Annotated in this window: 17 protein-coding genes; 9 read left to right on the forward strand and 8 right to left on the reverse strand. The window is 55.5% G+C overall.

Annotated features, from left to right (window positions below):
• Nucleotides 1-91: 91 nt before the first annotated feature.
• The 7 genes from parE to DOQ08_RS06965 form a co-directional block, all read right to left on the reverse strand.
• The gene (gene parE, locus DOQ08_RS06935; RefSeq protein ID WP_114334185.1) at nucleotides 92-1,987 is read right to left on the reverse strand and encodes a DNA topoisomerase IV subunit B; all 1,896 of its coding nucleotides are present in this window, start codon (nucleotides 1,985-1,987) and stop codon (nucleotides 92-94) included.
• A gap of 94 nt (nucleotides 1,988-2,081) precedes the next feature.
• Complete coding sequence (locus tag DOQ08_RS06940; RefSeq protein WP_227537538.1) at nucleotides 2,082-2,477, reverse strand: protease complex subunit PrcB family protein; 396 nt, start codon at nucleotides 2,475-2,477, stop codon at nucleotides 2,082-2,084.
• A gap of 98 nt (nucleotides 2,478-2,575) precedes the next feature.
• Nucleotides 2,576-5,164, reverse strand: a complete 2,589-nt coding sequence (locus tag DOQ08_RS06945) for a S8 family serine peptidase (protein WP_227537539.1) — start codon at nucleotides 5,162-5,164, stop codon at nucleotides 2,576-2,578.
• Nucleotides 5,165-5,252: 88 nt separating this feature from the next.
• Nucleotides 5,253-7,307 (reverse strand): TRAP transporter large permease subunit, encoded by a 2,055-nt coding sequence (locus DOQ08_RS06950; protein WP_114334187.1) that lies wholly within the window; start codon nucleotides 7,305-7,307, stop codon nucleotides 5,253-5,255.
• A gap of 15 nt (nucleotides 7,308-7,322) precedes the next feature.
• Nucleotides 7,323-8,333: a putative solute-binding protein gene (locus tag DOQ08_RS06955; RefSeq protein ID WP_114334188.1), complete on the reverse strand. Its 1,011-nt coding sequence runs from the start codon at nucleotides 8,331-8,333 to the stop codon at nucleotides 7,323-7,325.
• Between the two features lie 66 nt (nucleotides 8,334-8,399).
• Entirely contained in the window at nucleotides 8,400-9,464 is a 1,065-nt protein-coding gene (locus tag DOQ08_RS06960; RefSeq protein ID WP_114334189.1) for a hypothetical protein, read from the reverse strand.
• Nucleotides 9,465-9,741: 277 nt separating this feature from the next.
• Entirely contained in the window at nucleotides 9,742-10,410 is a 669-nt protein-coding gene (locus DOQ08_RS06965; protein ID WP_114334190.1) for a TetR/AcrR family transcriptional regulator, read from the reverse strand.
• A 105-nt stretch (nucleotides 10,411-10,515) separates the two neighbouring features.
• On the opposite strand from DOQ08_RS06965, the gene DOQ08_RS06970 reads away from it, so the two are divergent.
• From DOQ08_RS06970 to DOQ08_RS07000, 7 genes are all read left to right on the forward strand, one after another.
• Nucleotides 10,516-12,312: an acyclic terpene utilization AtuA family protein gene (locus tag DOQ08_RS06970; RefSeq protein WP_114334191.1), complete on the forward strand. Its 1,797-nt coding sequence runs from the start codon at nucleotides 10,516-10,518 to the stop codon at nucleotides 12,310-12,312.
• 173 nt (nucleotides 12,313-12,485) lie between these two features.
• Nucleotides 12,486-13,352 carry an SDR family oxidoreductase gene (locus DOQ08_RS06975; RefSeq protein ID WP_114334192.1) on the forward strand — a complete coding sequence of 289 codons (867 nt, stop codon included), beginning with the start codon at nucleotides 12,486-12,488 and terminating at the stop codon, nucleotides 13,350-13,352.
• Between the two features lie 10 nt (nucleotides 13,353-13,362).
• Nucleotides 13,363-14,979 carry an acyl-CoA carboxylase subunit beta gene (locus DOQ08_RS06980; protein WP_114334193.1) on the forward strand — a complete coding sequence of 539 codons (1,617 nt, stop codon included), beginning with the start codon at nucleotides 13,363-13,365 and terminating at the stop codon, nucleotides 14,977-14,979.
• Nucleotides 14,980-15,028: 49 nt separating this feature from the next.
• Entirely contained in the window at nucleotides 15,029-16,189 is a 1,161-nt protein-coding gene (locus tag DOQ08_RS06985; RefSeq protein WP_114334194.1) for an acyl-CoA dehydrogenase family protein, read from the forward strand.
• 156 nt (nucleotides 16,190-16,345) lie between these two features.
• Nucleotides 16,346-17,161, forward strand: a complete 816-nt coding sequence (locus DOQ08_RS06990; RefSeq protein ID WP_114334195.1) for an enoyl-CoA hydratase/isomerase family protein — start codon at nucleotides 16,346-16,348, stop codon at nucleotides 17,159-17,161.
• Nucleotides 17,162-17,368: 207 nt separating this feature from the next.
• Complete coding sequence (locus DOQ08_RS06995; protein ID WP_114334713.1) at nucleotides 17,369-19,318, forward strand: acetyl/propionyl/methylcrotonyl-CoA carboxylase subunit alpha; 1,950 nt, start codon at nucleotides 17,369-17,371, stop codon at nucleotides 19,316-19,318.
• 59 nt (nucleotides 19,319-19,377) lie between these two features.
• On the forward strand, nucleotides 19,378-21,207 hold the full coding sequence (locus tag DOQ08_RS07000) for a long-chain-acyl-CoA synthetase (protein ID WP_114334196.1): 1,830 nt from the start codon (nucleotides 19,378-19,380) through the stop codon (nucleotides 21,205-21,207).
• Nucleotides 21,208-21,275: 68 nt separating this feature from the next.
• On the opposite strand, the gene DOQ08_RS07005 is transcribed toward DOQ08_RS07000, so the two are convergent.
• Nucleotides 21,276-22,256, reverse strand: coding sequence for an NADPH:quinone oxidoreductase family protein (locus tag DOQ08_RS07005; protein ID WP_114334197.1), 981 nt, complete (start codon nucleotides 22,254-22,256; stop codon nucleotides 21,276-21,278).
• A gap of 238 nt (nucleotides 22,257-22,494) precedes the next feature.
• Between DOQ08_RS07005 and DOQ08_RS07010 the strand changes: the two genes are divergently transcribed.
• Entirely contained in the window at nucleotides 22,495-23,112 is a 618-nt protein-coding gene (locus DOQ08_RS07010) for a trimeric intracellular cation channel family protein (protein ID WP_114334198.1), read from the forward strand.
• 138 nt (nucleotides 23,113-23,250) lie between these two features.
• Nucleotides 23,251-24,549, forward strand: a complete 1,299-nt coding sequence (locus DOQ08_RS07015) for an NCS2 family permease (protein ID WP_114334199.1) — start codon at nucleotides 23,251-23,253, stop codon at nucleotides 24,547-24,549.
• Nucleotides 24,550-24,555: the final 6 nt, after the last annotated feature.

Here is a 24,555-nt window from a genome sequence, read left to right on the forward strand (position 1 = left end):
TGTCTGTTCCACCCGGAAAACAGACAGGATAACGAGTCAGACAAAAACTTAAAAAGAATAAGGAGAGCTTTTAATAGCCCAAAAAGGCATATCAACCTGCTACGTCGGCCATATTACCGTAGGCTTCCAACCAGGCTTTTCGATCTGATGCGCGCTTTTTACCCAGCAGCATGTCCATGCACTCATCGGTGTCGTCACCCTCTTCCAAGGTGAGCATCACCAAACGGCGGGTATCCGGAGCCATGGTAGTTTCTCGCAGCTGCAGCGGGTTCATTTCACCCAACCCTTTAAACCGCGTCACCTGCAGCTTACCTTTGCGGTTCTCTGCGGCCAACCGGTCAATAATGCCCTGCTTTTCGTGTTCGTCCAGAGCGTAGAAAGTTTCCTTGCCCAGATCGACCCGATACAGCGGCGGCATTGCCACAAAAACATGGCCAGCACTGACCAACGGCCTGAAATGCTTCACAAACAGCGCACACAACAGCGTGGCAATGTGCAGCCCATCGGAGTCCGCATCGGCAAGAATGCAGACTTTGTTGTAACGCAAACCGGTTAAGTCCTCCGAGCCCGGGTCCACGCCAATCGCTACCGCAATATCATGAACTTCTTGCGAGGCAAGAATCTCACCGGAATCGACCTCCCATGTGTTCAGAATCTTACCTCGCAGAGGCATCACGGCCTGAAATTCCCGGTCACGAGCTTGCTTCGCGGAACCTCCGGCCGAATCCCCCTCGACCAGGAACAGTTCTGAACGATTGGTATCCGAGCCCGAACAGTCCGCCAGCTTTCCGGGCAAGGCCGGGCCAGACGTGACTTTTTTGCGAGCCACTTTTTTACTCGCTCGCAACCGACGTTGGGCATTGCTGATAAACAACTCCGCCAACACTTCAGCCACATCGGTATGCTGATTCAGCCACAGGCTGAACGCATCTTTGACCACACCGGACACAAAAGCCGCAGCTTCACGCGAAGACAGACGCTCTTTTGTCTGGCCTGAAAACTGGGGCTCCTGCATTTTGAACGACAATACGTATGCAACCCGCTCCCAGATATCTTCCGGCGACAGCTTAACGCCACGAGGCAGGAGATTTCGGAATTCACAAAAATCTCGCATGGCCTCCAACATACCGGTGCGGAGCCCGTTCACGTGGGTTCCACCTTGCGCGGTAGGTATCAGGTTAACGTAGCTTTCCTGAACGGCATCACCGCCCTCCGGCAGCCACTGTATGGCCCAGTCAACCGCTTCCTGATTACCGGAAAAACTGCCGGTGAACGGGTCCAGCGGCACCGCTTCGATATCCGCCAATGCGGTGCGCAGATAATCCCGAAGACCATCTTCATACAGCCATTCGTCTTTCTCGCCGGTTTTTTCCTGCACGAATATGACGGTCAGACCCGGGCACAGCACCGCTTTTGCGCGCAGATTATGGCGCAGGCGGCTGACCGAGAAGTTGGGGCTGTCGAAATACTTGGGGTCCGGTGAAAACCGAAGCCGCGTACCCGTATTGCGCTTGCCTACCGTGTCAATGACTTCGAGCTCGGTGGCTTTCTCACCGTTTTCGAAGGTCATTCGGTGAACCTGACTGTCCCGGCGAATGGTAACTTCCAGCAAAGTCGACAGCGCGTTAACCACGGAAACACCCACACCGTGCAAGCCGCCGGAGAAGTTATAGTTTCCTTCCGAGAACTTACCACCTGCGTGCAAGCGCGAAAGGATAAGCTCAACGCCAGGCACGCCTTCTTCTTTATGGATGTCCACCGGCATGCCACGGCCATCGTCTTCCACGCTTAACGAATTATCGCTATGCAGGATCACCTCTATCTTTCGAGCATGCCCAGCCAAGGCCTCATCGACGCTGTTGTCGATCACCTCTTGCGCCAGATGGTTTGGCCTTGATGTATCGGTGTACATTCCCGGGCGCTTTCGCACCGGATCAAGGCCGCTAAGAACTTCAATGGCATCGGCGTTGTATTGTTGCTGGCTCATAGAAAGGGCATAACTCCGAAAATGATCGTTGCGCCATAGCTTATTGATTGGCGCTGAAAGATCAACGATTGATTTTTAGTCCAAGCAACAGAACTCAGCGCTTAATAGGCTCTATCAGAGGTTGTTCGGTGACACCGGTTACTTCAACCCGGCCCCAGTTACCACCGGCTACGGCCAACACGACACACGGCGAGGTGATCACCTGCGCCACCATCATGCCTGGCTCGGGCGCCTTTAAGTCCATCTGCAGTTTGAGGGTACCATTTTCCTGGCCGACTTCCGCCAACCCAAGGCTATAACCAGCAGTGGGCTTTTGTCCCAGGGTCACGAAGATAAGCTGCTCTTGCGCCAAATCAACCTGCCGGATCACGCCGGTCGCCATATTCTGGCCCCGCACCCCTAAAAATGAGTCTAAATCCTTTGTCGAATCGACATACGCGACACCCGGGCCGGTCAAACCACAATGGGCAGACTGGGTAATCTGTCGCACCTGAGGCTCCTGCTTAGGTGCTGCGCCTCCAGAGGCTGCGCAGCCTGTTAACAGCAACAGAATTGCAGGGACTGTGAATAATTTCTGCGAAAAAGAGATCATTGCAATGCCTTTATATTTGAATTCGTGGAGGCTACGCGATCGCTGGTTTGGATTAGTCGGTAGCCCTTAAACGCGGGTCTGGGCAGAACGTCCGGGCTGGCGGCCGAAATGGTCGGGCGGCTAAACCCGGTGGTCATGCGCAGACCGTTAATAGATTGCCCCGCCTGAATGGTAACCACCTCTCGCAAACCCGAAACGGGATATTCGGCGCACGCTTCCCCGGACTGGCAGATAAACCCATCGCCATCGATGTCGGTTCCCGCAACCAAATAATAGTCGCCCGGAGTCGCCTCGCTAAGCATCCGCGGCTCCTCGCCATCGTCCGCCTCAAACTGAAACGAATACTGGCCATCTTCCACCGTTGCCGTCACCTGCGCCTCGGCCAGATACACACCTTGCTCGTTTGGCTCGGTACCGACCAGCAACACAAAATGTTTACCCGCATTCCGGGCTTTCTCATCGGTAATCAACTGGCCAATAACCGGTATGCGCAACTGTTCAGTCACATTGTAGCTCACCACAATGTCACCTCTGGCCGCGACATCAGGGGTCAGCCGATCCCGCAACAAAACGACATCAAGAATTAGCGGCTCCTGGGAGAAGTCCCCATTTACCTGTAACCAGGCAGGATAAGAATCAACCGAAGCGTCCGTCACCGGCGCGGAGCCATAGACGTTGAGTTCAACCCTCTGGGCCTCAATTCCTTCGTTGCTCAACGACACCACAGCTGGTGACGCAGACAATACCGGGCCCGTGAATCCCTGACTGGCTGCCGACACAGCTTTGGCCGCATCCAGCACGCCGTACCCGAGTTGATCCGAGCGTCGCCCCGAATATTCTGTCAATTCACCACGTTCAAGTAATGCCCTGACATCGCCGTAATTGAGGCCAGACTTTTGCGCTTTCATCATAGCCAGCACGCCGGAAACATGAGGTGCTGCCATTGAGGTACCCTGAAGCCCTCGAAAATCCGGCTCGTATTGCCCGGATTTGAGCACCGCACTGGTGCTCCAAATCAGGTCGGCTTCGCCATCGGTATTCGCATCTCGCCCCGCGTCACCGCCCGGAGCCGCTAAATCTATCCAACTTCCATAGTTTGAATACGACGCCAAGTTGCGGGCGCTGTCTACCGCACTTACGGCAAGCACGTTCCGGGAAGCTGCCGGATAGGATTTTTCTGAACCGGCTCCATTGCCCGCCGCAGCGACAAAGAGCATGCCTTTATCTACGCCCGCAGCAATGACCGATTCCAACTGGGGTATCTCCGGCAATCCCCCCAAGCTCATATTGACAATTTGGGCTCTTGGCGGTTGCCCGCTGCTGCCATTTACCAGCCAGGCGATGGCATCAATCAAGTCGGCGGAGGAACCGGTACCCCCTTCGCCCAGCACCCGCACTGGCAGCAAGTTAGCCCCAAAAGCAACGCCACCACTGCCCTTGTTATCAATAACAGACGCAATCGTTCCCGCTACGTGAGTACCGTGATAGACATTGCCACCTATACTGCTCCCCGGATCTCTAGGGTCACTGTCGTTCTCGACAAAGTCCCGGCCTGCTACCACATTCCTGTCCAAATCCGGGTGCCAATTTGACGAACCTTGCTTCCGGAACAACCCGGTATCCAACACCGCCACGTTCACGCCAGCACCGCCACCAGGCTCAATCTGCCAGGCAACCGGGCCATTAATGATCTCGTAATGCCATTGCTTGGAGTACAGCGGCTCACCAACCGGGGACTGGCTACGCATCTGATAATTAGGAACAACCGACTCTACGTTTGGCTGCTCTCGGAGTGCTCGAATCCAGGCAAGCGTATCCGGCGATTTCTGACCTCCCGCCATCGCGCGTGCGTTGGTTGGCATTGCGCGCAACCAAGTACGCTTGCCCAGCTTCCGAGCCGGGGCACCACGTTGCGCCCCCTTGACAGAGACCTGCTCGGACGCAGCAGCAGACTCGTTCAACGTGACAATCGCTTCGCCTTCCACAAATCCATGATCTGGCCATTCGTAAGCGGCATTTTGTTGCGCGGTTCCTGCGGTTTTCAAAAGCACATAACGAGCCGGCATATCACCAACGCTCCGCACCACCACTTGATAGTCGCCAGCTTGCCCGGCATTTAAACGAAACTGCGCGGTTTCGTCCCGGCCGGATGTTCGTATCGGTGGATAACCTTCCACCTGTAATTCAAGAGCCACATCAAGCCCGCAGGTCCCGAAACTCTTGAGTACAACCGTTTCACCAACGGCCAAAGGCACCGAAAAGGTATCGCTCGGGTCTAACTCGTAATCCTGTGCCTGACAGGCCCTGGCGGGAGCCGGGTACGTACCCGCGTTCGGGCTCACATACCCTGCAAGAACAAAACTGGCCGGTAGCTTTTGTTCAGCCGCAGCTGGAGACGCACCCTCTCGGCGCAGTTGATCCATGGTGTCCTGATCAATGCGACTGTTCGCCTCGATAGAGATGGCACCTGACAGCGGGCTAACAAAGCCTTGAGGCGCCTCTATGTCCGAGCGACTCGAATCACTGCAGCCGGCCAGCACCACCATCCATGGTGATAATACAAAAAACGCAATTAAAGCTCTCACGAGTGCTCCATCAGTCTAGAGATTGCCGGACTCTCAAACAAAAAAACCCGCGGAGCAGGACTCTCGCGGGTTTTTGAATCCGATGCTTTTATAAAGCGTAAAACAGCATCGGAACAAAGGCCACCAATAACAAGGTTGGCAACATAACCGCCAGCGGCAATAGCAGGCGCTCATACCGGTGCCAGAATGTCCCTGTACGCTCCGCTGCCACCACTTCCGTCTCACCGACCACTTGTCGGGTAAGCAGGTGGTTAAGCGCGACCGGCGGGCTCAGATAACCCAGTTCGAAGGCCACCAGACACACAATCCAGAAGTGCAGAGGATCGATACCAATCTGAATCGCCGGCTGAGCAATGGTTGCAGACACCAGAATGACCGCACCAAACGGATCCATAACCATACCGATAAAGGTCAGCATGACCACGATCACCAGCATGGCCACCCATGGACTGGTGAGACTTTCCGGGAACAGGAAGTGCACGATATCTGAGCGCTCCAGAATCCCGCCCAAACAGATAGAGAAACCAATCAGAGCCAGCAGCGCGCCAATGTGCACCGCGGAATCACTGGCTGCAGAGCTGCTTCGGACAAAAAACTCCTGCACTCTTGAAGCTGCCGGAGCATCATCTTGAGTCTTGCTGGAATCCAGCATCACGATGGCCAGCATCACCAAAGGCAAAATCAGAGGCGCACTGTATTCGTTGAACTTGAGCCCCAAGATGACCCAAATTGCCAGGATAACCGCGGCTGCCACTGCAACATAAGGAATCAGCGGCTTGGTAGCCCGCAAAGACTCCCGCAACGCACCCGGGGCAGGCCGCGGCTTCCAGTTACCCTCAGTTTTACAGACGATAAAGGAGAACAAGCTGGCCGACATGATGAACACCCAGAAGCCCCAGCCATACATTTCAGACGTGGTTACTTCCTTGTTCAGCGCAGCAACCACCACAATCAACAGACACGGGTTCAGAACCACACCCAGACTGCCCGACATAGCGGTCGTTGCAAGAGACAGCTGACGCCCTGCACCGGCCCGGCGCAACTCGTCATACACCACACCACCAACGGCGAGGATAAAGATACCGGAGGCACCGGTGAACGCTGTCGGGAACGCTGTGGCAAAGATAATGACAGATGCCAACAAAGGCGCGGGCAAGTTGAACGGCTTGATCAGCCCCAGCAGCAGCTCCGGCACTCGGGTTTGCTTCAGCATCATACCGACCAACACATACAGGCCGATATTGATGAACATCGAAGAAAGGTTCGACATCATGCCGAAGTAAATCGCAAGGCCTGAAGAATAGCCGTCCACGAAGAAGAAATAACTCATCGCGATCAGGCCCATGGTGCAATACAACGGCACCACCAGCCCTGAAGCCAAATCCATACTTCCAGACTTGATCCGCTCAGGGACCACAACAAAGCGAACGGCGTTAATGACCATGAACAGGCCGAACACCATCACCCACGCATACTGAAGCGTCATGGCGCTGCCCGAGTCCGGGGTTCGCTCCAGATTGCCCAAATAGGAATTCAGGGAAAGCAGCATCAGCCCGTTAACGACAAACTGCGCACCTTGGCTCAATCGCCACTCCGCCCGATTACGCGGCAATCGCAGCGCAATATGATCGGCATCCAGGGCCGAAACGGCCGCCGCCAAGGCAAACATACCGATAAACAAGAACTTGGTCAGATCGATATTGCTGAGTAGAAAATCAGCCAACCCTTGTTCGATGTCCTTAAAGACACCCAACGCCGGAGTTGCATGCTTCTGGTTTTCGGCAAACTGCACGTGGCGCTGTTCACAAAGCGCCAGATTGCTTTCAAGGGATTGACGAATAGCCTGAGCATTGGGTGGAGAGCTGAAGAGATCGTCGGGATCAGGCTTATAAGCCTGAATCCGACGCTCTACTTCTCGGTCTACATCCATGGTCAGATTACAACTGGGCTCAACCGCATCCGGATTGAGCAGATAGTAATTCGGCCAAACTTGCTCACCAACCCATAACAGCCGGGAGTGAAGCGAATTACCCATCCCGAGCAACAAAGTCGCCAGGAGCAACAGCAGGAGAACAACCCCGTGCAGCCTGTGCACGGGATACAGAGTCCTTACGCCTGTCGCAGTCATTGCACGCCAGTTCATGATCGGAATCCCCGTTTATTCGCGATTATCTGCGGTGCACTCGGAAGCGCCCGGATTGCTGGAGCACCGAATCTTACTCATCAGGCTGAGCATTTTCGGGCTGTACACTTCAGGCGCACCATTAACCCCATCGCGCATTTCGAGACGGTTTTCACGGAACATTTCCTGGTAGCCAACGATGTCCTTCTCAGGAATGCGAATCCATTTTTCGTCCGGAATCGCTTTTTCGAGGCCACCAATCATGTTCATCGCCTGCGGGAACATGCCCCAGGCCACTTCACGCGCCTTCTGTGCTACGTCATCATCCAGCACCTCATCACGGGCAATGATCTGCACCGTCAGCTGTGCGAGCGGGTAGTCCACGATACCGCCCTTTTCGCCGATCCCTTTGTAAAGCTCCAGTGCTTCATAAGCGAAGGCTGGTGCGTAGGCCGTATCAACCGAGCCGTTATTGAACTTCCCGGCAAAATTCGTGATGTCCGAAGGAACAACCGTCGCCTTCACATAGTTAACCATGTGAATAGCGTCTTTCTGGTAGTCCAAAGTCGCGACACGCTTACCAGCCAGCTCCGCTGCCGTATCAATTTCTCTATCGTTAACAAACAGATAGCCGGCTCCGGCCGGAACAATACCCAGCACCTCGTAACCGTTTTCTTTCATCAGAGGTGCGGCTTTGGGCTGAGCGAGGGTTGCCAGCAAGGTTTCCAGGTCTTTGTAAGTCGGCAATGCACCGACCGCACTGACACTTCCCGTAAAGCGGTTAAAGGGACGCGTTCTCAAATCGGTAGCTGCGACCGCATCACACTGACCAGAGTTGAAATCGCCAATGGCAACGCCTTCATCCGTATAAGGTTTCAGGTCGAAGTCGATTCCATGGCTTTTCAGCTCAAGCGTGAAATCCTTCACCATGTTGTAAACGTCGCCGTTGGCACCAATGACATCAAAGACACACATGGTGGCTGCCTGGGCAGACGATATGGGCGCAACGGCTGCAATGGAAAGGGCTGCAAGTGTTTTACGGATCACAATAACCTCCGGGTCATCATTGTTATGGTTGTTAACGCAAGTAAAGCGGGGCGATGAAGCTGCTGGTTACAGCAGCCCATCCAAACTCATGGTTTCAATATTGCTGGTGTCACGCTCGGGGCTCATCTTGCCGAAAAAGCGGGTGGGCGTACGATGGCCGTAGTTTTTTGTCCAGTGCTTATCTGATGAGAAAGTGACAACGGTGCGTGCAACCTCATCGAGAAGCACATAGTCGTCGAAAACCTCGAACCCCTCATCAGAGGCAGCAAAGTTTGCAATCGCATCAGCAAGCACATCTGGGCGACCGAATGTTTCTGCAGCAACAATTTGCAGTGCATGGGATGTTCTAAAGCCTGCTTTCACACCCAAGTCAGCACTATTCTGAAGCACTACCCATGGGTCTGGAGACAACGCCGGGCGAGTATCAGGAAGCAACAGCCACACCAACGCCCGAACAGCATTCGGTAACCCACCCCATTTTTCGTTATCAACACACTGTGCCGCACGCTCGGCTTGAGGTGCGATATTGCGAGGAACACCCGCCATGGCGCCCGAGTTGGCATCATTCACGATGGCCTGCATACCGGTAAGCAGGCCAGCAAGGAAGGTGATCTCATCCTGGTCAGTAAACAGGAACGGACACTCCATCGGCTCTGCTGCAGGATCAAAGTCGTACGCAGCCATGGCGCGGCGGAAAGATTCGTATCGGCGGGTCGCTGTTTGCGCGTACAAGCGCTTCGAAACCTCACGGGCGTCTTTAGCCGCAGGTACGTTGCCGCTGTAATCATGCCTCAGATAATCCAGCTCTGCGTCCCAAGCTCTGTATTCCATGCAGTTGCCAGCCAGCAGCATCAGCAACGAACCCGTGGTATCAGGCGCGTCCACAACTCGAGAGAACGAGTAAAGCAACGGATCAATCCCTTCGCCCAATGCACACGCCATCCGGGTGTCGGTCATTTGCATGACATAAGGGGTAGCCTCGGATTCCGAGTAACTGGAAAGTACGACACCCGTCGTATGATAAACAGGGTTAACCGTACAACCGGAAAGAACCAGAACCAAGCCTGCGGCAATCATTTTAGGCATACGAGCCGAGAAACGGTATGCCCGGGAGAGCTTAGAGGAGATCATAATGCGACCTGTCTTTTCTTTGTATGTTTGTTTTTTTAGACGTGATCATTGCTGCACGGATTAGCATGCAAACTATCAACGTTCCGTGAACCAGATCACCGAAACCACGGAGACTTTCATTCACAGGACGAAGGATGCGGGGAAAGCGCTCAAACAGAAATGGCTTGTTTGCCGAAATATAATGCCGATCAGGCCAATTACGTATAGAAACTTAAAAATTGGACCTTTCTACTATGGAAACCATCGAGAAAAACTGACCCCGCCTTAGCCAGTTTTTCTACTCCGGGGCACCTGCTGCACCGCCAAAACCCAGCAACGCCATGATCTGATCCGTAAGGCCGTCCAGGGTCAAACCACCACGTTCGGGCTTGTACCAGGTTACCGTCCAACTCAAGGCACCCGTTAACATCCGGCGGGCTATAAACACATCGGCATTCAACTGCCCCTCGTTTTTAAGCCGTTTCAACACGGTCAGCCATAACTCTTCGTACACATCCCGCAATGCCAGCACTTCCGTTTGAGAAGCCTCCGACAAGCTGCGCCATTCGTAAACCAGAACCGCCATTGCCTCACCGGTTTTACCGTTGATCGATTCCAACTCGGCACGAATCAACGCTCGCAGCTTCGCTTCCGACTCGGTCTCGCGCTCCACCGCTGCCTGCATAACCGCGGTATTCAGCCGAATGGTTTCAACCATTACGGCCTTCAAAATTTCTTCTTTCGTTCGGAAATGGTGAAACAAGCTTCCCGACTGAATGCCCACGGCGGCCGCCAGATCCCTCACGGTGGTACGCTCATAACCTTTGTCGCGGAATAAAGTAGCGGCCTCAGCCAGCAGCCGGCCACGCGCGCTGGCAGGGTCGGAAACCAATTGATCTTTAATAAGTGCCTGAAAAATATCGCTGTGCTTCACATGAATATCCAACTGCAGAGAAGGTTGACCCATTTTACCTGACTCCCGCCTATTTACAAACCAAGCGCTTGCTTGGTAACGTTGAGACCATTCACTGAAGATCCACGTTAAAACGCTAAAAAAAACGGGACCAACAACATGTCAGAAGCCAACAAAACCATCCGCATCGGCTGCTCTTCGGCATTCTGGGGTGATACCGAAACTGCGGCCGCCCAACTGGTACACCAGGGCAACATCGACTATCTGGTGGCCGACTACCTCGCCGAAGTGACCATGTCGATCATGGCCGGTCAGAAGATGAAAGACCCGTCCCAGGGTTACGCCCGGGATTTCGTTCAAACGGTCATGGGCCCGCTGCTTGCCGACATCAAAGCAAAAGGGATACGGGTTCTGGCCAACGCCGGTGGTGTTAACCCGATTGCCTGCCGTGATGCGCTTCAGGCACTGTGCGAAGAGGCAGGTGTGGACCTGAAGATCGCACTGGTACTCGGCGACGATCTGATCACCAAAAAGAAGAAGCTGGCGGATGATGGCATTACGGAAATGACCACCGGCCAGCCTTTCCCGGCCATGATGGTCAGCCTGAACGCCTACCTCGGCGCACCTGGCCTGGCCGCGGCACTGGACCAGGGCGCCGATATTGTTCTGACCGGTCGCGTAGCCGATAGCGCATTGGTGCTGGCGCCGCTGGTGCATGAATTTGGCTGGCAGTGGGACGATTACGACAAACTGGCCCAAGGCAGTCTTGCCGGGCATTTGCTGGAATGCGGTGCTCAGTCTACTGGAGGCAATTTTACCGATTGGGAAGCCGTTGCAGACGGCTTTACCAATATGGGCTTTCCAATTGCCGAGGTCAGCGCCAGTGGCGATTTTGTTATGACCAAGCCCGACCATACCGGAGGTTTGGTTAGCCGCGGCACGGTTGCTGAACAACTGGTTTACGAAATCGGAGATCCAAGAGCGTATCTGCTGCCCGATGTTACCTGCGATTTTACGCAAGTTAAGCTGGATGAAATTGCGCCGAACCGGGTTCACGTGTCCCGTGCGACAGGGTTGGAGCCCACCGACAGCTACAAGGTGTCTGGCACCTGGCCCGATGGCTTCAAATGTACTGCGTCTTTCCTGCTAGGGGGTATCGACGCGCCAGCCAAAGCCCAGAAGGTTGCGGACGCTATTCTGGCCAAAACATCGGCGATGTTTGCAGACAAAGGCTTGCCAGGCTATTCCGAAACCAGCATTGAGCTGCTGGGTACCGAAGCGACTTACGGCCCTCATGGCCGTCGCAGCGACACTCGGGAAGTAATCGTCAAAATTTCTGCAGCCCATCCCAAAAAGGAAGCCTTGGTGCTGTTTTCGAGAGAGATTGCCCAAGCTGCGACTGGTATGGCCCCCGGCCTGACCGGCATTGTCGGCGGTCGCCCTTCTGTGCTCCCCAAGATTCGTCTTTATTCGTGTTTGGTTCCGAAATCCGAGGTGGTTGTGTCGGTGGATATCGGCGGCGAAGCTGTGCCTGTCGATGTTGCCTGTGATGGCAGCTTTGACCCCGCTCAGCTGGCGCCCGAACCGCAGGACAACGTTGAGGTTTCAACGGATACGACGGCTCCTCTGGTTCGGTTGGCGTGGGCGCGCTCCGGGGACAAGGGCGATCACAGCAATATTGGTGTGATTGCACGGGAAGCGGAGTTCGTGCCGTACATTCAGGCCGCGCTGACAGAAGAGGCAGTTGCCGAATGGATGGCGCATACGCTGAATCCGGAGTCCGGCAAGGTGACTCGGTGGGCTTTGCCGGGGCTGAATGCGTTTAACTTCTTGCTGGAGCACAGTCTGGGTGGTGGCGGTATCGCCAGCTTGCGGATTGACCCACAAGGTAAGGCGTTTGCCCAGCAGCTTCTGGAGTTTCCAGTGCCGGTGCCATCGCAACTTTTTGAGTCTTAATTCGGTGCAAGCACCCCGCCGGAGGAGGACTGTTCAAAAAACGCTCCTTCGGCACATCCATGTGGCGCTTGGGCTCCGCCATCCATGGCTCCGCACATTTTTGCACAGCCCTCCTCCGGCGAGGCGCACAAACGCTGTATATGGATTCATCAGGTTTAAACAGGAAATTGCTTATGAGCTACCAATCCGTTTTACGACCCGGGCTATTTGAAGGCCGGGTTTACATCGTCACCGGTGGCGGCTCCGGTATAGGTCGGTGCACCGCTCACGAACTGGCTGCCCTGGGCGCACAGGTTGCACTAGTTGGCCGCAAACAGGAAAAGGTCGATGCCGTCAAAGCAGAGATCGAAGAGGATGATGGCACGGCCAGTGCTCATTCTTGCGACATTCGCGAGGAAGAGTCTGTGCGGGCCACGGTTAAAGCCATTATTGCCGAACACGGCCGGTTGGACGGGTTGGTGAACAACGCCGGTGGTCAGTTTGCTTCGCCACTGACGGGAATTAACCAGAAGGGCTGGGAAACGGTGGTGCGTACCAATCTGACTGGCGGATTTCTGATGGCACGCGAAGCCTACACTCAGGCGCTCAGCAAAACCGGCGGTTCGATCGTCAATATTGTTGCTGATATGTGGGGCGGAATGCCCGGCATGGGACATTCCGGGGCTGCTCGGGCGGGCATGGTGAATTTCACCCAAACCGCCGCCGTGGAATGGGCTCCGTCGGGCGTTCGGGTGAATGCGGTTGCGCCGGGCTGGATAGCTTCCAGCGGCATGGATAACTATCCCGCGCACATGAAGTCATGGATTCGCAGCCTGGCCGATGCGGTTCCCATTAAGCGTATGGGTACGGAGTCGGAGGTCAGTTCGGTGATTTGTTTCTTACTGAGCGAAGGCGCGGCGTTTATCAGCGGTGACTGCTGGCGCATCGACGGAGGGGGCTCTCAGGGCAGCCGCATTTGGCCCATGCCGAACGCCAAGAATAATGAGCCGTACAACGGCTTCCACCGAGCGACGACCCCTAAAGTATTGTCGGAAGACTGAGGATCATTACATGCAGGTACTAGAGTCAACCATTACCCCCCAGTCCAGCGAGTTTCAGGCGAACGCGGAAGCCATGGAAGCCCATATCAAAACCTTTCGTGATGTCGAGCAAAAGGTTTTGGATCTGGCAGAAGCTGCCCGGGAAAAGTTCACCAAGCGGGGCAAACTTCTCCCCCGGGACCGCATTAACCGGTTGCTGGACCGTGGCAGTGAGTTTTTAGAGCTTTGTTCTCTGGCTGGCTATCAGATGCACGACGACAAAGACGGTTCCATGGCCGGCGGTGGCATTATTGCCGGTATTGGCCGGGTGGCGGGTATCCGGTGCTTGGTGGTCGCCAGCAACAGCGCCATCAAGGGCGGCACCATTACGCCTGCCGGTCTGGATAAAACTCTTCGGCTGCATGAGATTGCCAAGGAAAACAAACTGCCCATCGTGTCACTGTCCGAATCTGGCGGTGCCAACCTGAATTACGCCACGGATATTTTCGTGCCCGGCGCCCGGGGCTTTGCCAATCAGGCGCGGTTGTCAGCAGCGGGTATTCCGCAGGTTACGGTTGTCCACGGTAACGCCACAGCGGGGGGTGCCTATCAGCCCGGCCTGTCGGATTACGTCATCACCGTGCGTGATAAAGCAAAAATGTTCCTTGCTGGTCCTCCGCTGCTGAAAGCGGCCACCGGTGAAATCGCCAACGACGAGGAGCTCGGCGGTGCGGAAATGCACGCGACGGTTGCCGGAACGGCTGAGTATCTAGCTGAAGACGATGCTGACGGTATTCGCCAGGCCCGGGAGATTATGGGCGCCCTACCCTGGAACGATCAGCTCCCTGTGCAGCGGGAGGTTAGCTGGGACGAGCCGCTGTACCCGGCGGATGAACTGATTGGCGTGATTCCGGCCGATGCCAAGAAGCCTTATGACGTGCGCGAAATCATCGCCCGAATCAGCGATGGCTCTCGCTTCCTCGACTTCAAGAACGAATACGACAACCAAACTGTGTGCGGCACCATCCGTATTAAAGGCCACAGTGTCGGCATCATCGGCAACAACGGCCCGATTACCACCGCCGGTGCTACGAAAGCGGCCCAATTTATCCAGTTGTGTGATCAGGCCGGCACGCCCATCGTCTTCCTGCACAACACCACCGGGTTCATGGTGGGCACCCACTCCGAGCAGAACGGCATTATCAAACACGGCTCAAAAATGCTTCAGGCCGTCGCCAACTGCCGTGTACCCAAAATTGCCGTGGTGGTAGGCGGTTCCTACGGCGCCGGCAACTACGCCATGTGCGGCCGCGGCCTGGACCCCAGATTCATCTTCGCCTGGCCCAACAGCCGAACCGCCGTCATGGGCCCGGCCCAAGCTGGCAAGGTATTGCGAATTGTGGCCGAAGAGAAACAGCGCAAAAGCGGCAAAGAGCCCGATGAAAAGACCCTCGAATTTCTGGAGCAGGCAACCGCCAAAAAACTCGAAGAAGGCTCCACGGCCTTGTTTGGCACCGCGCGACTGTGGGATGACGGCCTGATCGACCCGAGAGACACCCGCCGGGTACTGGCAACCGCTCTGTCCGTCTGCCGCGAAGCCGAGCAGCGTCCGTTGCGACCGAATGTCTATGGCGTGGCACGTTTTTAATTCGAACAACACAAACAGAACAACCGTGAATTAGAGCAGGAGAGTACCCATGAATTTCACATCAGAGCACGATGCCCTTAGAAAAACCGTAAGAGATTTCGTCGAAAAAGAAATCAATCCATACGTTGATGAATGGGAAGAAGCCGGCGAATACCCGATTCGCGATGTGTTCAAAAAACTCGGCAACCTGGGCCTGCTGGGCATTCAAAAGCCCGAAGAATACGGCGGCATGGGTTTGGACTACAGCTACAACCTGGTTGCAGCGGAAGAGCTGGGCATGGCCAAGTGCGGCGGTGTTCCTCTGTCTATCGGTGTGCAAACTGACATGTGTACGCCGGCGATTGCCCGCTTTGGCTCCGACGAACTGAAGCGTAACTTTTTGACTCCGGCTATTACGGGTGAGCTGATCGGCTCTATCGGTGTCAGTGAAGTGGGCGCCGGGTCTGATGTTGCTGGCCTTAAAACCACGGCCAAGAAAGACGGCGATGACTACATCATCAATGGTTCGAAGATGTGGATCACCAACTCCCCGAAAGCCGACTTCATCTGCTTGCTGGCCAACACCAGTGACGATCAGCCACATAAGAACAAAACCCTGATTGTGGTTCCCATGAGCACACCAGGCATCACGTTGAGCCCGCACCTGAACAAGCTGGGCATGCGCTCCTCGGAAACCGCACAGGTATTCTTCGACGACGTGCGGGTGCCACAGCGCAACCGTATTGGTGCAGAAGGCACGGGTTTCATGTGTCAGATGATCCAGTTTCAGGAAGAGCGCATGTGGGGCGCGGCAAACGTCATCAAAGCGCTGGAAAGCTGCATTGAGCAGACCATCGAGTACTGTCAGGAGCGCAAAACCTTCGGCCAGCCCTTGATCAACAATCAGTACATCCATTTCCGTTTGGCAGAGCTGCAAACCGAAGTGGAGGCGTTGCGCGCCCTCACCTACAAAGCCTGTGAGCTGCACATTGCTGGCAAAGATGTCACCCAACTTGCGTCTATGGCCAAGCTCAAAGCCGGCCGCTTAGGCCGTGAAGTCACAGACACCTGCCTGCAATACTGGGGTGGTAACGGTTACATGTGGGAAAACCCGCTCGCCCGCGCTTACCGGGACGTACGTCTGGTTTCCATTGGCGGCGGTGCCGACGAAATCATGCTTGGCATTATCTGCAAGACCATGAACATCTTGCCGGGCAAGCAAAAAGGCTAAGGCATCTAACAGGAGGAAGGCCAGCCACGGGGCGGTGCTTTCCGGGACACGCTACAAGTACGTCCCTGTAGGCTCGTTTCGGGCCGTCCTTGGCCCTCAACGGTCCCGGAAAGCACCACCCCGCGGCTGCCCCCAGACAAAATGCGTGGAGTCCTTATGGAACAGCTATTACCAAATTGCGAAACCCTCGCCCTCGAGCAACGCGGTCCGGCGTTAATGGTCACCATCAACCGGCCTGAAGTCCGGAACGCCATGAGCCTGAAAATGGTCGACGAACTCTCGGCCATTTTCACCCAGGTTGAAAACAACAACACCATCAGAGCCGTCGTCATCCGTGGTGCCGGTGGCCACTTCTGTGCCGGCGGCGACATCAAAGACATGGCCGGCGCTAAAAATCAGGAAGGCGAAGGCCGCGACAACCCGTTCTACAAACTGAACCGAGCCTTCGGCGAAATGATTCAACAGGTCAACGAATCCTCCAAAATCGTCATCGCCATCACCGAAGGCGCGGTCATGGGCGGCGGTTTCGGATTGGCGTGTGTTTCCGACCTCGCCATTGCCGGTCCCACCGCCAGGTTCGGCATGCCCGAAACCACACTGGGCATCATCCCCGCTCAGATCGCCCCCTTCGTGGTTGCCCGAACTGGCCTGACCCAGGCCCGTCGATTGGCCCTGCTCGGCCTGCGTGTGGATGCTCAAGAAGCACAGCGCCTGGGCATCGTGCACGAAGTGGCCGGGAACGAAGAGCATATCGAGACGTTGTTAGCCGCTGCACTCGACCGAGCCCGCCTCTGTGCCCCAAACGCAACCGCCCAGACCAAAGCGCTTCTGCACAGAGTCGGCAACGAAAACATGAGCGATTTGCTGGACGATGCGGCCGAGATGTTCTCCACCGCCGTGCGCGGCCCGGAAGGCGCCGAAGGCACTATGGCCTTTGTGCAGAAGCGTGAGCCTAGGTGGGCCAGTAACTAAAAACAAAAGCATCGCTGCTTGGACTTCTGGTAGCGACGATAACGGTTTAACAGAGTCAGCGGGAGCGTAGGTGTAGGTGGTTCTCCAGAAAATGTGCGTAGCCATGGATGGCGGAGCAGAAGCGCCACATGGATGTGCCGAAGGAGCGGTTTTCTGGAGAACCACCTACACCTACGCGGACGAGCTCCAAGGTAAGAGATCATGCAAATGCTAAAAAAACTACTCATCGCAAACCGTGGCGAAATCGCCTGCAGAGTTATCCAAACCGCCAAAGCGCTCGGATACCGGACCGTCGCCGTCTACTCAGAAGCCGACGCCAACGCCCTGCACGTTGAACAAGCCGACGAAGCCGTTTGCATCGGCCCGGCACAAGTCTCCGCCTCTTACCTGAACGCAGAGGCAATCCTGGATGCCGCCAAGAAAACCGGCGCCGACTGCATCCACCCCGGCTACGGCTTCCTGTCCGAAAACGCCGGCTTCGCAAAAGCCATCAAACAAGCCGGCCTGATCTTCGTCGGCCCACCGGAAAACGCCATCGAACTGATGGGCAGCAAGCGCCGCTCCAAAATCGCCATGCAAGAAGCCGGCGTCCCCGTCGTCCCGGGCTTTGAAGGTAACAACGCCAGCGATGAAGAACTCATCGCAGCCGCCAAAGACATCGGCGTACCCCTCATGCTCAAAGCCTCTGCCGGCGGCGGTGGCCGCGGTATGCGACTGGTCGAAGACCAAAACCAACTGGCCGACAGCATCAAACGCGCGCGCTCCGAAGCCAAACAAGCCTTCGGCGACGACGAAATGATCATCGAAAAAGCCGTGATCGAACCTCGCCACGTCGAAATCCAGGTCTTCGCGGACCGCCACGGCAACGCCGTCTACCTAGGAGAGCGAGATTGCTCCGTTCAGCGCCGGCACCAGAAAGTCGTCGAAGAAGCGCCCTCGCCTTTCGTCACCCCGGAACTCCGCCAAGCCATGGGCGAAGCCGCGGTGAAAGCAGCCTTGGCCTGCGGCTACGAAGGCGCCGGCACGGTCGAATTCCTCGTCGATAAAGACCGCAACTTCTACTTCCTGGAAATGAACACCCGTCTGCAGGTAGAGCACCCGGTTACCGAACTGATCACCGGCCAAGACCTCGTCGCCTGGCAGCTTATGGTCGCGGAAGGCCAGACTCTGCCGCTGGCACAGGAAGAGATCCAGCTCAACGGCCATGCCATCGAAGTGCGGCTGTACGCGGAAGATCCCGCAACCGACTTCACGCCGCAAACCGGCACCCTGCACCAGTTCTCGCCAGCCACGGGTGAAGGCCTGCGTTTCGATACCGGCGTACGTTCCGGCGATGTGGTCAGCCCTCACTACGACCCCATGTTGGCAAAAGTGATCGCCTGGGGCCAAAACCGCGACGAAGCGCGTCGCAGGTTGATTCGTGCACTGGAAGACACCACCGTATTCGGCGTGACTACCAACCGCCACTTCCTGAGCCGCATCATTGCCGATGAAACCTTTGGTGCCGGAGAAGCCACAACCGCCTTCCTCCAGCAGTCGTTCAAAGACGACCCGTCGCTCGCACCACAAGCACTCAGCATTCGCGAACTGGCGCTCAGCGCCTGCGCACTCAGCCTCGGCACTTCGGGCCAACATGGCTGGAGTAACGCCCCTGCGACCGTGATGCCCATGAGCCTTGAAGTACAGGACGAAACCGTCGAACTGCTCGTTCGTCGATCCGGTCAAAAGCTCATTGTCTCCCACGAAGAGGCGCAATATGAGCTGCAACTCCAAAGCCACCAGCCGGGGCTGCTGTGCATTATCGACAATGGCGTTCGTCACCGGTGCCAATATCACCAGACCGGTGATTCCCTATATTTACAAGCTTTCGGACGCTCGTGGGCTATTGTTGACCGCACACATCAACCAGCAGCAGGTGCCCAAGGAGCCGGCAGTGGCCGCATACAAGCCGCGATGGACGGTGCCATCATCGACGTACTCGTTAATGAAGGTGAAACCGTTACCCAAGGCCAGACTCTTGTGGTGCTGGAAGCAATGAAAATGGAGCACCCCGTCAAAGCAGACCGGGACGGTGTCGTGGCTGGCCTGCACACCAATACCGGGGATCAGGTAAAGCGCAGCCAACTGTTGGTTGAACTGGCGCCCGAAGACGCTTAACACACAACATAATTCGTGAGCACAACGTAGGCTCTCGTGACGAAGGGAATGAAATAATAATGAGTCAAGACATAATCTCCACCCGCGACATGATGCGCAGCATCCCCCCGGTGCTCGGCCGTTTCCCTTCAATTGCACGAGGGCTCTACTATTACCTCGCCAAAGACAATGAAAAAGACCTGAACCTGAACAAACTGATTGCCCGGAACACTCGGAAATATCCGAACCGGCCGGCAATCCTCTGTGACGATCTGACGGTGACCTGGCAAGAGTTTGATGCCTGGAGCAACCGCATTGCGCACTACCTTAAAAATCAGGGGCTGGTAAAAGGCGATGCCATCGCCGTGATGCTCGAAAACCGCCCGGAACTGCTGGCCGTCGTGGCCGGTGCAGCCAAAATCGGTGTGGCGTGCGCCATGCTGAACACCTCCCAGAAAGGTAAAGTGCTGGCCCACAGCATTAACTTGATCGAACCGAAAATGTTCGTGGTCGGTGAAGAGCTGGTTGAACAGGCAGAGGGGGTTCGCTCCGACATCAAACTGGCTCACGACAACCCGATGCTGTATCTGGCAGACACCAACACCCGGAACATCTTTGGTGACGCGCCCGAGGGTTACACAAACCTCGCTCTTGAAGTCAGCAAGTTCCCATCTACCCTGCCCGAACTCAATCAGCCCGTGCTGATGGGCGACACCGCGGTGTACCTGTACACCTCTGGCACCACCGGGCTCCCGAAAGCTGCGCCGGGTTCACACCGTAAGTTTGTGCGCGCCTACGGCGGCTTCGGCATGCTATCACTGAACATGAAGCCGGAAGACGTGCTTTATTGTACCCTTCCGCTTTACCACGGCACTGCGTTGTTGGTTTGCTGGGGTTCGGTATTGGCTGGCGGTTCCGCCATCGCACTGCGCAGAAAATTCTCTGCCCGCGCCTTCTGGGACGACGTGCGCAAGTACAAGGCCACCACCTTCGGTTACGTTGGCGAACTCTGCCGCTACCTGCTGAACCAACCCGCCAGTGCCCAGGACCGCAACCACCCGCTGACCAAGATGATCGGTAACGGTTTGCGCCCGTCCATCTGGAAAGAGTTCAAAGAGCGGTTCGGCATTGAAACAGTGGCCGAACTTTATGCGTCTTCCGAAGGCAACATCGGGTTCTCGAACTTTTTCAACATGGATAACACCGTGGGCTTTTCGACGGCCCCTTACCGCTTGGTAAAATTCCACGATGGCACCCGCGACCCGATTCGTAATGAAAAGGGTTTTCTGGAAGAAGTCGAGAAAGGCGAACCCGGTCTTCTGCTCGGCGAGATCACCAAGAAGTGGGCGTTTGAGGGCTACACCCAAAAAGAAGCGACCGAAAAGTCGATCCTGCGGGATGGCTTCAAAAAAGGAGATTCCTGGTTCAACACTGGCGATGTGTTGCGGGAAATCGGCTTCCGCCACTTGCAGTTCGTGGACCGTATGGGCGACACCTACCGCTGGAAAGGCGAGAACGTGTCCACCAACGAGGTGGAGAACATCATTGACGGCTCCGGCATGGTCGAAGAAGCGATCGTTTACGGTGTTGAAATCCCTCACACCAACGGCAAAGCCGGCATGGTAACGCTGGTTCCGCAAAAAACCAGCGGTGACTTTGATGCCGACAAGCTGCTGGCTTACCTGCAAGAGAATTTGCCGGCTTATGCGGTTCCGGTATTTATTCGGGTCACTCAGGCCATCGAGAAAACAGGCACCTTTAAATACCGCAAAGTGGACATTCAGAAACTGGGTTATTCACTAGACCGTCCGGATGACGAGGTTTACGTTTGGCTTCCGAAAGCGTCTGGCTATACCAAGGTCACTCCAGAGCTGATTGCTGATATTGATGCTGGTGACGTTCGGTTCTGATTGGTGGTGGGGTCGTTCTTCGGCCCCACTCTCACCATCAAACTTCCGCACAAGTGCCCAAACCTAAATCAAGCACCCACGTTAAGAACAATCTTCCCGGTAGCCCGGCGCCCCGACAACGCCCCTAATGCCTCAGCGTACTGCTCGAACGCAAACACTTCGCTGACTTTCGGATCGATTTTGCCCTCGGCGTAGAGTTTAAGGAGCTCCATCATGTTCTGAGCGCTGACCTCCGGCTCTCGCTGGGTAAAGCTGCCCCAAAACACACCCACTACCGAACAGCCCTTCAGCAACGTCAGATTCGCCGGTACTTTCGGAATATCACCCGCAGCGAAACCGATGATCAAATGGCGACCGTTCCAAGCCATCGAGCGTAAAGCCTGCTCAGTGAAATCTCCACCCACCGGGTCGTAGACCACATCTACACCCTTACCTTTCGTCAGCTTTTTAATCGCATCTTTTAGCGACTCTTCGGAATAGTTAATCAACTCATCCGCGCCGGCGGCTTTGGCAACAGCCAACTTCTCAGCAGTACTGGCAGCGGCAATAACCTTCGCGCCCATCGCCTTACCAAGTTCCACCGTGGCCAAGCCCACACCACCACTAGCGCCCAACACCAACAAAGTCTCACCTGGCTGAATATTGGCACGCTGCTTTAATGCGTAATAAGACGTGCCATACACCATCATAAAACCCGCCGCCTTTTCATACGGCATACCTTCAGGCAACGGCAGAAGGTTGGATTCCGGTGCCACCACCTCTTCGGCAAATGCGCCCCAACCGGTTAAAGCCGCCACACGGTCGCCGACTTTGAAGCGAGTCACTTTATCGCCAACGTCTATAACCTCTCCGGCAAGCTCACCGCCGGGCGAAAAAGGCATCGGCGGTTGCAGCTGATACTTACCCTGAATAATCAACGTATCCGGAAAGTTCAAACCGGCAGCCTTAACCCGAATCTTAACGCCTCGGCCCTTAACCTCCGGGCTGGGTACGTCTTCAATAACCAGGTTTTCGGCGGGGCCGTATTCTTTACACAGTATTGCTTTCATGATCTCTCCAAGGCTGTTAGGTGCTTATTATTGATGGAACTCAAGCTAAACAGAGTTGCACGGCGAAGCAAATCAAGTTCGCTTATCTAGCTCGATAAACCCAGCTAATATAGCAGCTGGCCAACTCCGGCCTGTCATATCGCGCCATTTTGGATGAATTTAACGGCAATTTCGGCTATTCTTCGCGCTGCCCGTTCCGAACACATCTAAACCGAACCTTTTCAGCCCAGAGCTCACCATGTTTGACATCATCTACGCGCTTGAAATGATTGGCATCGTGGCTTTTGCCATTTCCGGAATGATCGTTGCGCGTTCTAAAAACATGGACCCTGTCGGGGTGTTTGCCATCGGTTTCATTACCGCACTTGGCGGCGGCACGCTGCGGGATTTGATGATGGACAACCATCCGCTGTATTGGATCAAGCATCAGGAACAGCCCATTTTAATTTTGGGTATGGCCGTTGTTTTCAGTTACTGGAGCCGCGCACACAGCCTGAAAGAATCTCGGATCGTTTTCCCGGATGCCATCGGTCTGGGCATTTTCTCCATTCTTGGTGCCCAATTGGCACTGGATTTGGGCCACTCCTGGTTTATCGCCTCCATGCTTGGAGTCATGACAGGCACCTTCGGTGGCGCTTTGCGCGATACGCTTTGCAATGAGGTGCCCTTTATATTCCGAAAAGACCAGATCTACGCCTCTATCTCGTTTGCTGGCTGCTGGCTGTATTTCGTTTGCCAGTGGCTGCTCGAAAGCGAAACCACTGCGCTGACCATTGGCTTGTTGTTCATCGTTTTGGTGCGAATGCTGGCCGTGCGCTTTGATATTCGCCTGCAACGCGATCAGGCTCATAACTGAGCACGAAATCATCACTTGGCGCAGGACCGTCTAGCCGGTAACATTGCATTTTTTTCACGCAAATCGTTTTTTTTTCCGCATTTAATCAGTTTTTTTCACACCCTCAACCCCAGGCACCCCGAGAGGCAGACCCACGTCATGCTTGAACGACTGTTCCAACTCAAAGCCCACGGCACCAACGTTCGCAAAGAAGTCATCGCAGGCATCACCACTTTCCTGACCATGGCTTACATCATTGTGGTCAACCCCAGCATGCTGTCAGCAACTGGCATGGACTTCGGCGCCGTGTTCGTTGCAACGTGTCTTGCGGCGGTCATTGGCACTCTGATTATGGGCCTATGGGCCAATTACCCCATCGCCTTGGCTCCCGGCATGGGCTTGAACGCATTCTTCGCCTTCACCGTTGTCGGCAGTATGGGTTACAGCTGGCAGGTTGCGTTGGGTGCCGTGTTCATTTCCGGCTTCCTGTTCTTTATGTTGAGCATTTTCAAGGTTCGGGAATGGATCATTAACAGCATTCCCCTGTCTTTGCGCTTTGGCATCTCCGCCGGTATCGGCTTCTTCCTGGCGCTGATCGCCCTGAAGAACGCCGGCATCGTGGTGGACCACCCAGCTACCCTGGTCAGCCTGGGCGATGTTACTGCCGCAGAAAGCCTCCTGTTCTTTGGTGGTTTCATTCTGATTTGCGCACTGGCTTACCGTCAGGTGACGGGTGCGGTGATGATTGGCATCATCGCTGTCACGGCCGTTGCCATGATGCTTGGCATGGTTGAGTACAACGGCTTCATGTCTGCTCCCCCCAGCCTCGCGCCTACCTTTATGCAGCTGGATCTGGCGGGCGCCCTGAACATTGGCATGATCAGCGTGATTTTTGCCTTCTTGTTTGTGGACTTGTTCGATACCTCTGGCACTCTGGTCGGTGCCGCTCAGCGTGGCGGCCTGCTGGACAAAGACGGCAAACTGCCCCGCCTGGGCCGCGCCCTGATGTCTGACTCTGTCGCCACCATGTCTGGCGCAGCCTTGGGCACCTCAACCACCACCAGTTATGTAGAATCAACCGCTGGTATTGCTGCGGGTGGCCGCACCGGTTTGACGGCGGTTGTTGTGGCTGGTTTGTTCCTGGCCTGCCTGCTGTTTTCGCCCATCGCCAGCATCATCCCGCCCTACGCAACGGCTCCGGCTTTGGTTTATGTCGCCTGTCTGATGGCCAGCGGCCTGAAGCTGATCGATTGGGACAACATCACGGATACAGCTCCCGCCATTGTGACAGCACTGATGATGCCCCTCACCTTCTCCATTGCTCACGGCATCGCGCTAGGCTTCATCACCTACGTGGCCGTTAAAGCTCTGGCCGGCAAATGGTCGGACCTGAACTGGAGTGTGGCCGTTATTGCGATCGTTTTCGTACTGAAATTTATTTTCCTGGATGTGGCGTAAACCGCA

The sequence above is a fragment of the Marinobacter litoralis genome (assembly GCF_003336705.1).
Taxonomy (GTDB): Bacteria; Pseudomonadota; Gammaproteobacteria; order Pseudomonadales; family Oleiphilaceae; genus Marinobacter; species Marinobacter litoralis.

Coding starts and splice junctions, on each gene's coding strand:
- parE (WP_114334185.1), bottom strand. CDS start 1,987: ATGAGCCAGCAACAATACAACGCCGATGCCATTGAAGTTCTTAGCGGC.
- DOQ08_RS06950 (WP_114334187.1), bottom strand. CDS start 7,307: ATGAACTGGCGTGCAATGACTGCGACAGGCGTAAGGACTCTGTATCCC.
- DOQ08_RS06960 (WP_114334189.1), bottom strand. CDS start 9,464: ATGATCTCCTCTAAGCTCTCCCGGGCATACCGTTTCTCGGCTCGTATG.
- DOQ08_RS06965 (WP_114334190.1), bottom strand. CDS start 10,410: ATGGGTCAACCTTCTCTGCAGTTGGATATTCATGTGAAGCACAGCGAT.
- DOQ08_RS06970 (WP_114334191.1), top strand. CDS start 10,516: ATGTCAGAAGCCAACAAAACCATCCGCATCGGCTGCTCTTCGGCATTC.
- DOQ08_RS06975 (WP_114334192.1), top strand. CDS start 12,486: ATGAGCTACCAATCCGTTTTACGACCCGGGCTATTTGAAGGCCGGGTT.
- DOQ08_RS06980 (WP_114334193.1), top strand. CDS start 13,363: ATGCAGGTACTAGAGTCAACCATTACCCCCCAGTCCAGCGAGTTTCAG.
- DOQ08_RS06985 (WP_114334194.1), top strand. CDS start 15,029: ATGAATTTCACATCAGAGCACGATGCCCTTAGAAAAACCGTAAGAGAT.
- DOQ08_RS06990 (WP_114334195.1), top strand. CDS start 16,346: ATGGAACAGCTATTACCAAATTGCGAAACCCTCGCCCTCGAGCAACGC.
- DOQ08_RS06995 (WP_114334713.1), top strand. CDS start 17,369: ATGCTAAAAAAACTACTCATCGCAAACCGTGGCGAAATCGCCTGCAGA.
- DOQ08_RS07000 (WP_114334196.1), top strand. CDS start 19,378: ATGAGTCAAGACATAATCTCCACCCGCGACATGATGCGCAGCATCCCC.
- DOQ08_RS07005 (WP_114334197.1), bottom strand. CDS start 22,256: ATGAAAGCAATACTGTGTAAAGAATACGGCCCCGCCGAAAACCTGGTT.
- DOQ08_RS07010 (WP_114334198.1), top strand. CDS start 22,495: ATGTTTGACATCATCTACGCGCTTGAAATGATTGGCATCGTGGCTTTT.
- DOQ08_RS07015 (WP_114334199.1), top strand. CDS start 23,251: ATGCTTGAACGACTGTTCCAACTCAAAGCCCACGGCACCAACGTTCGC.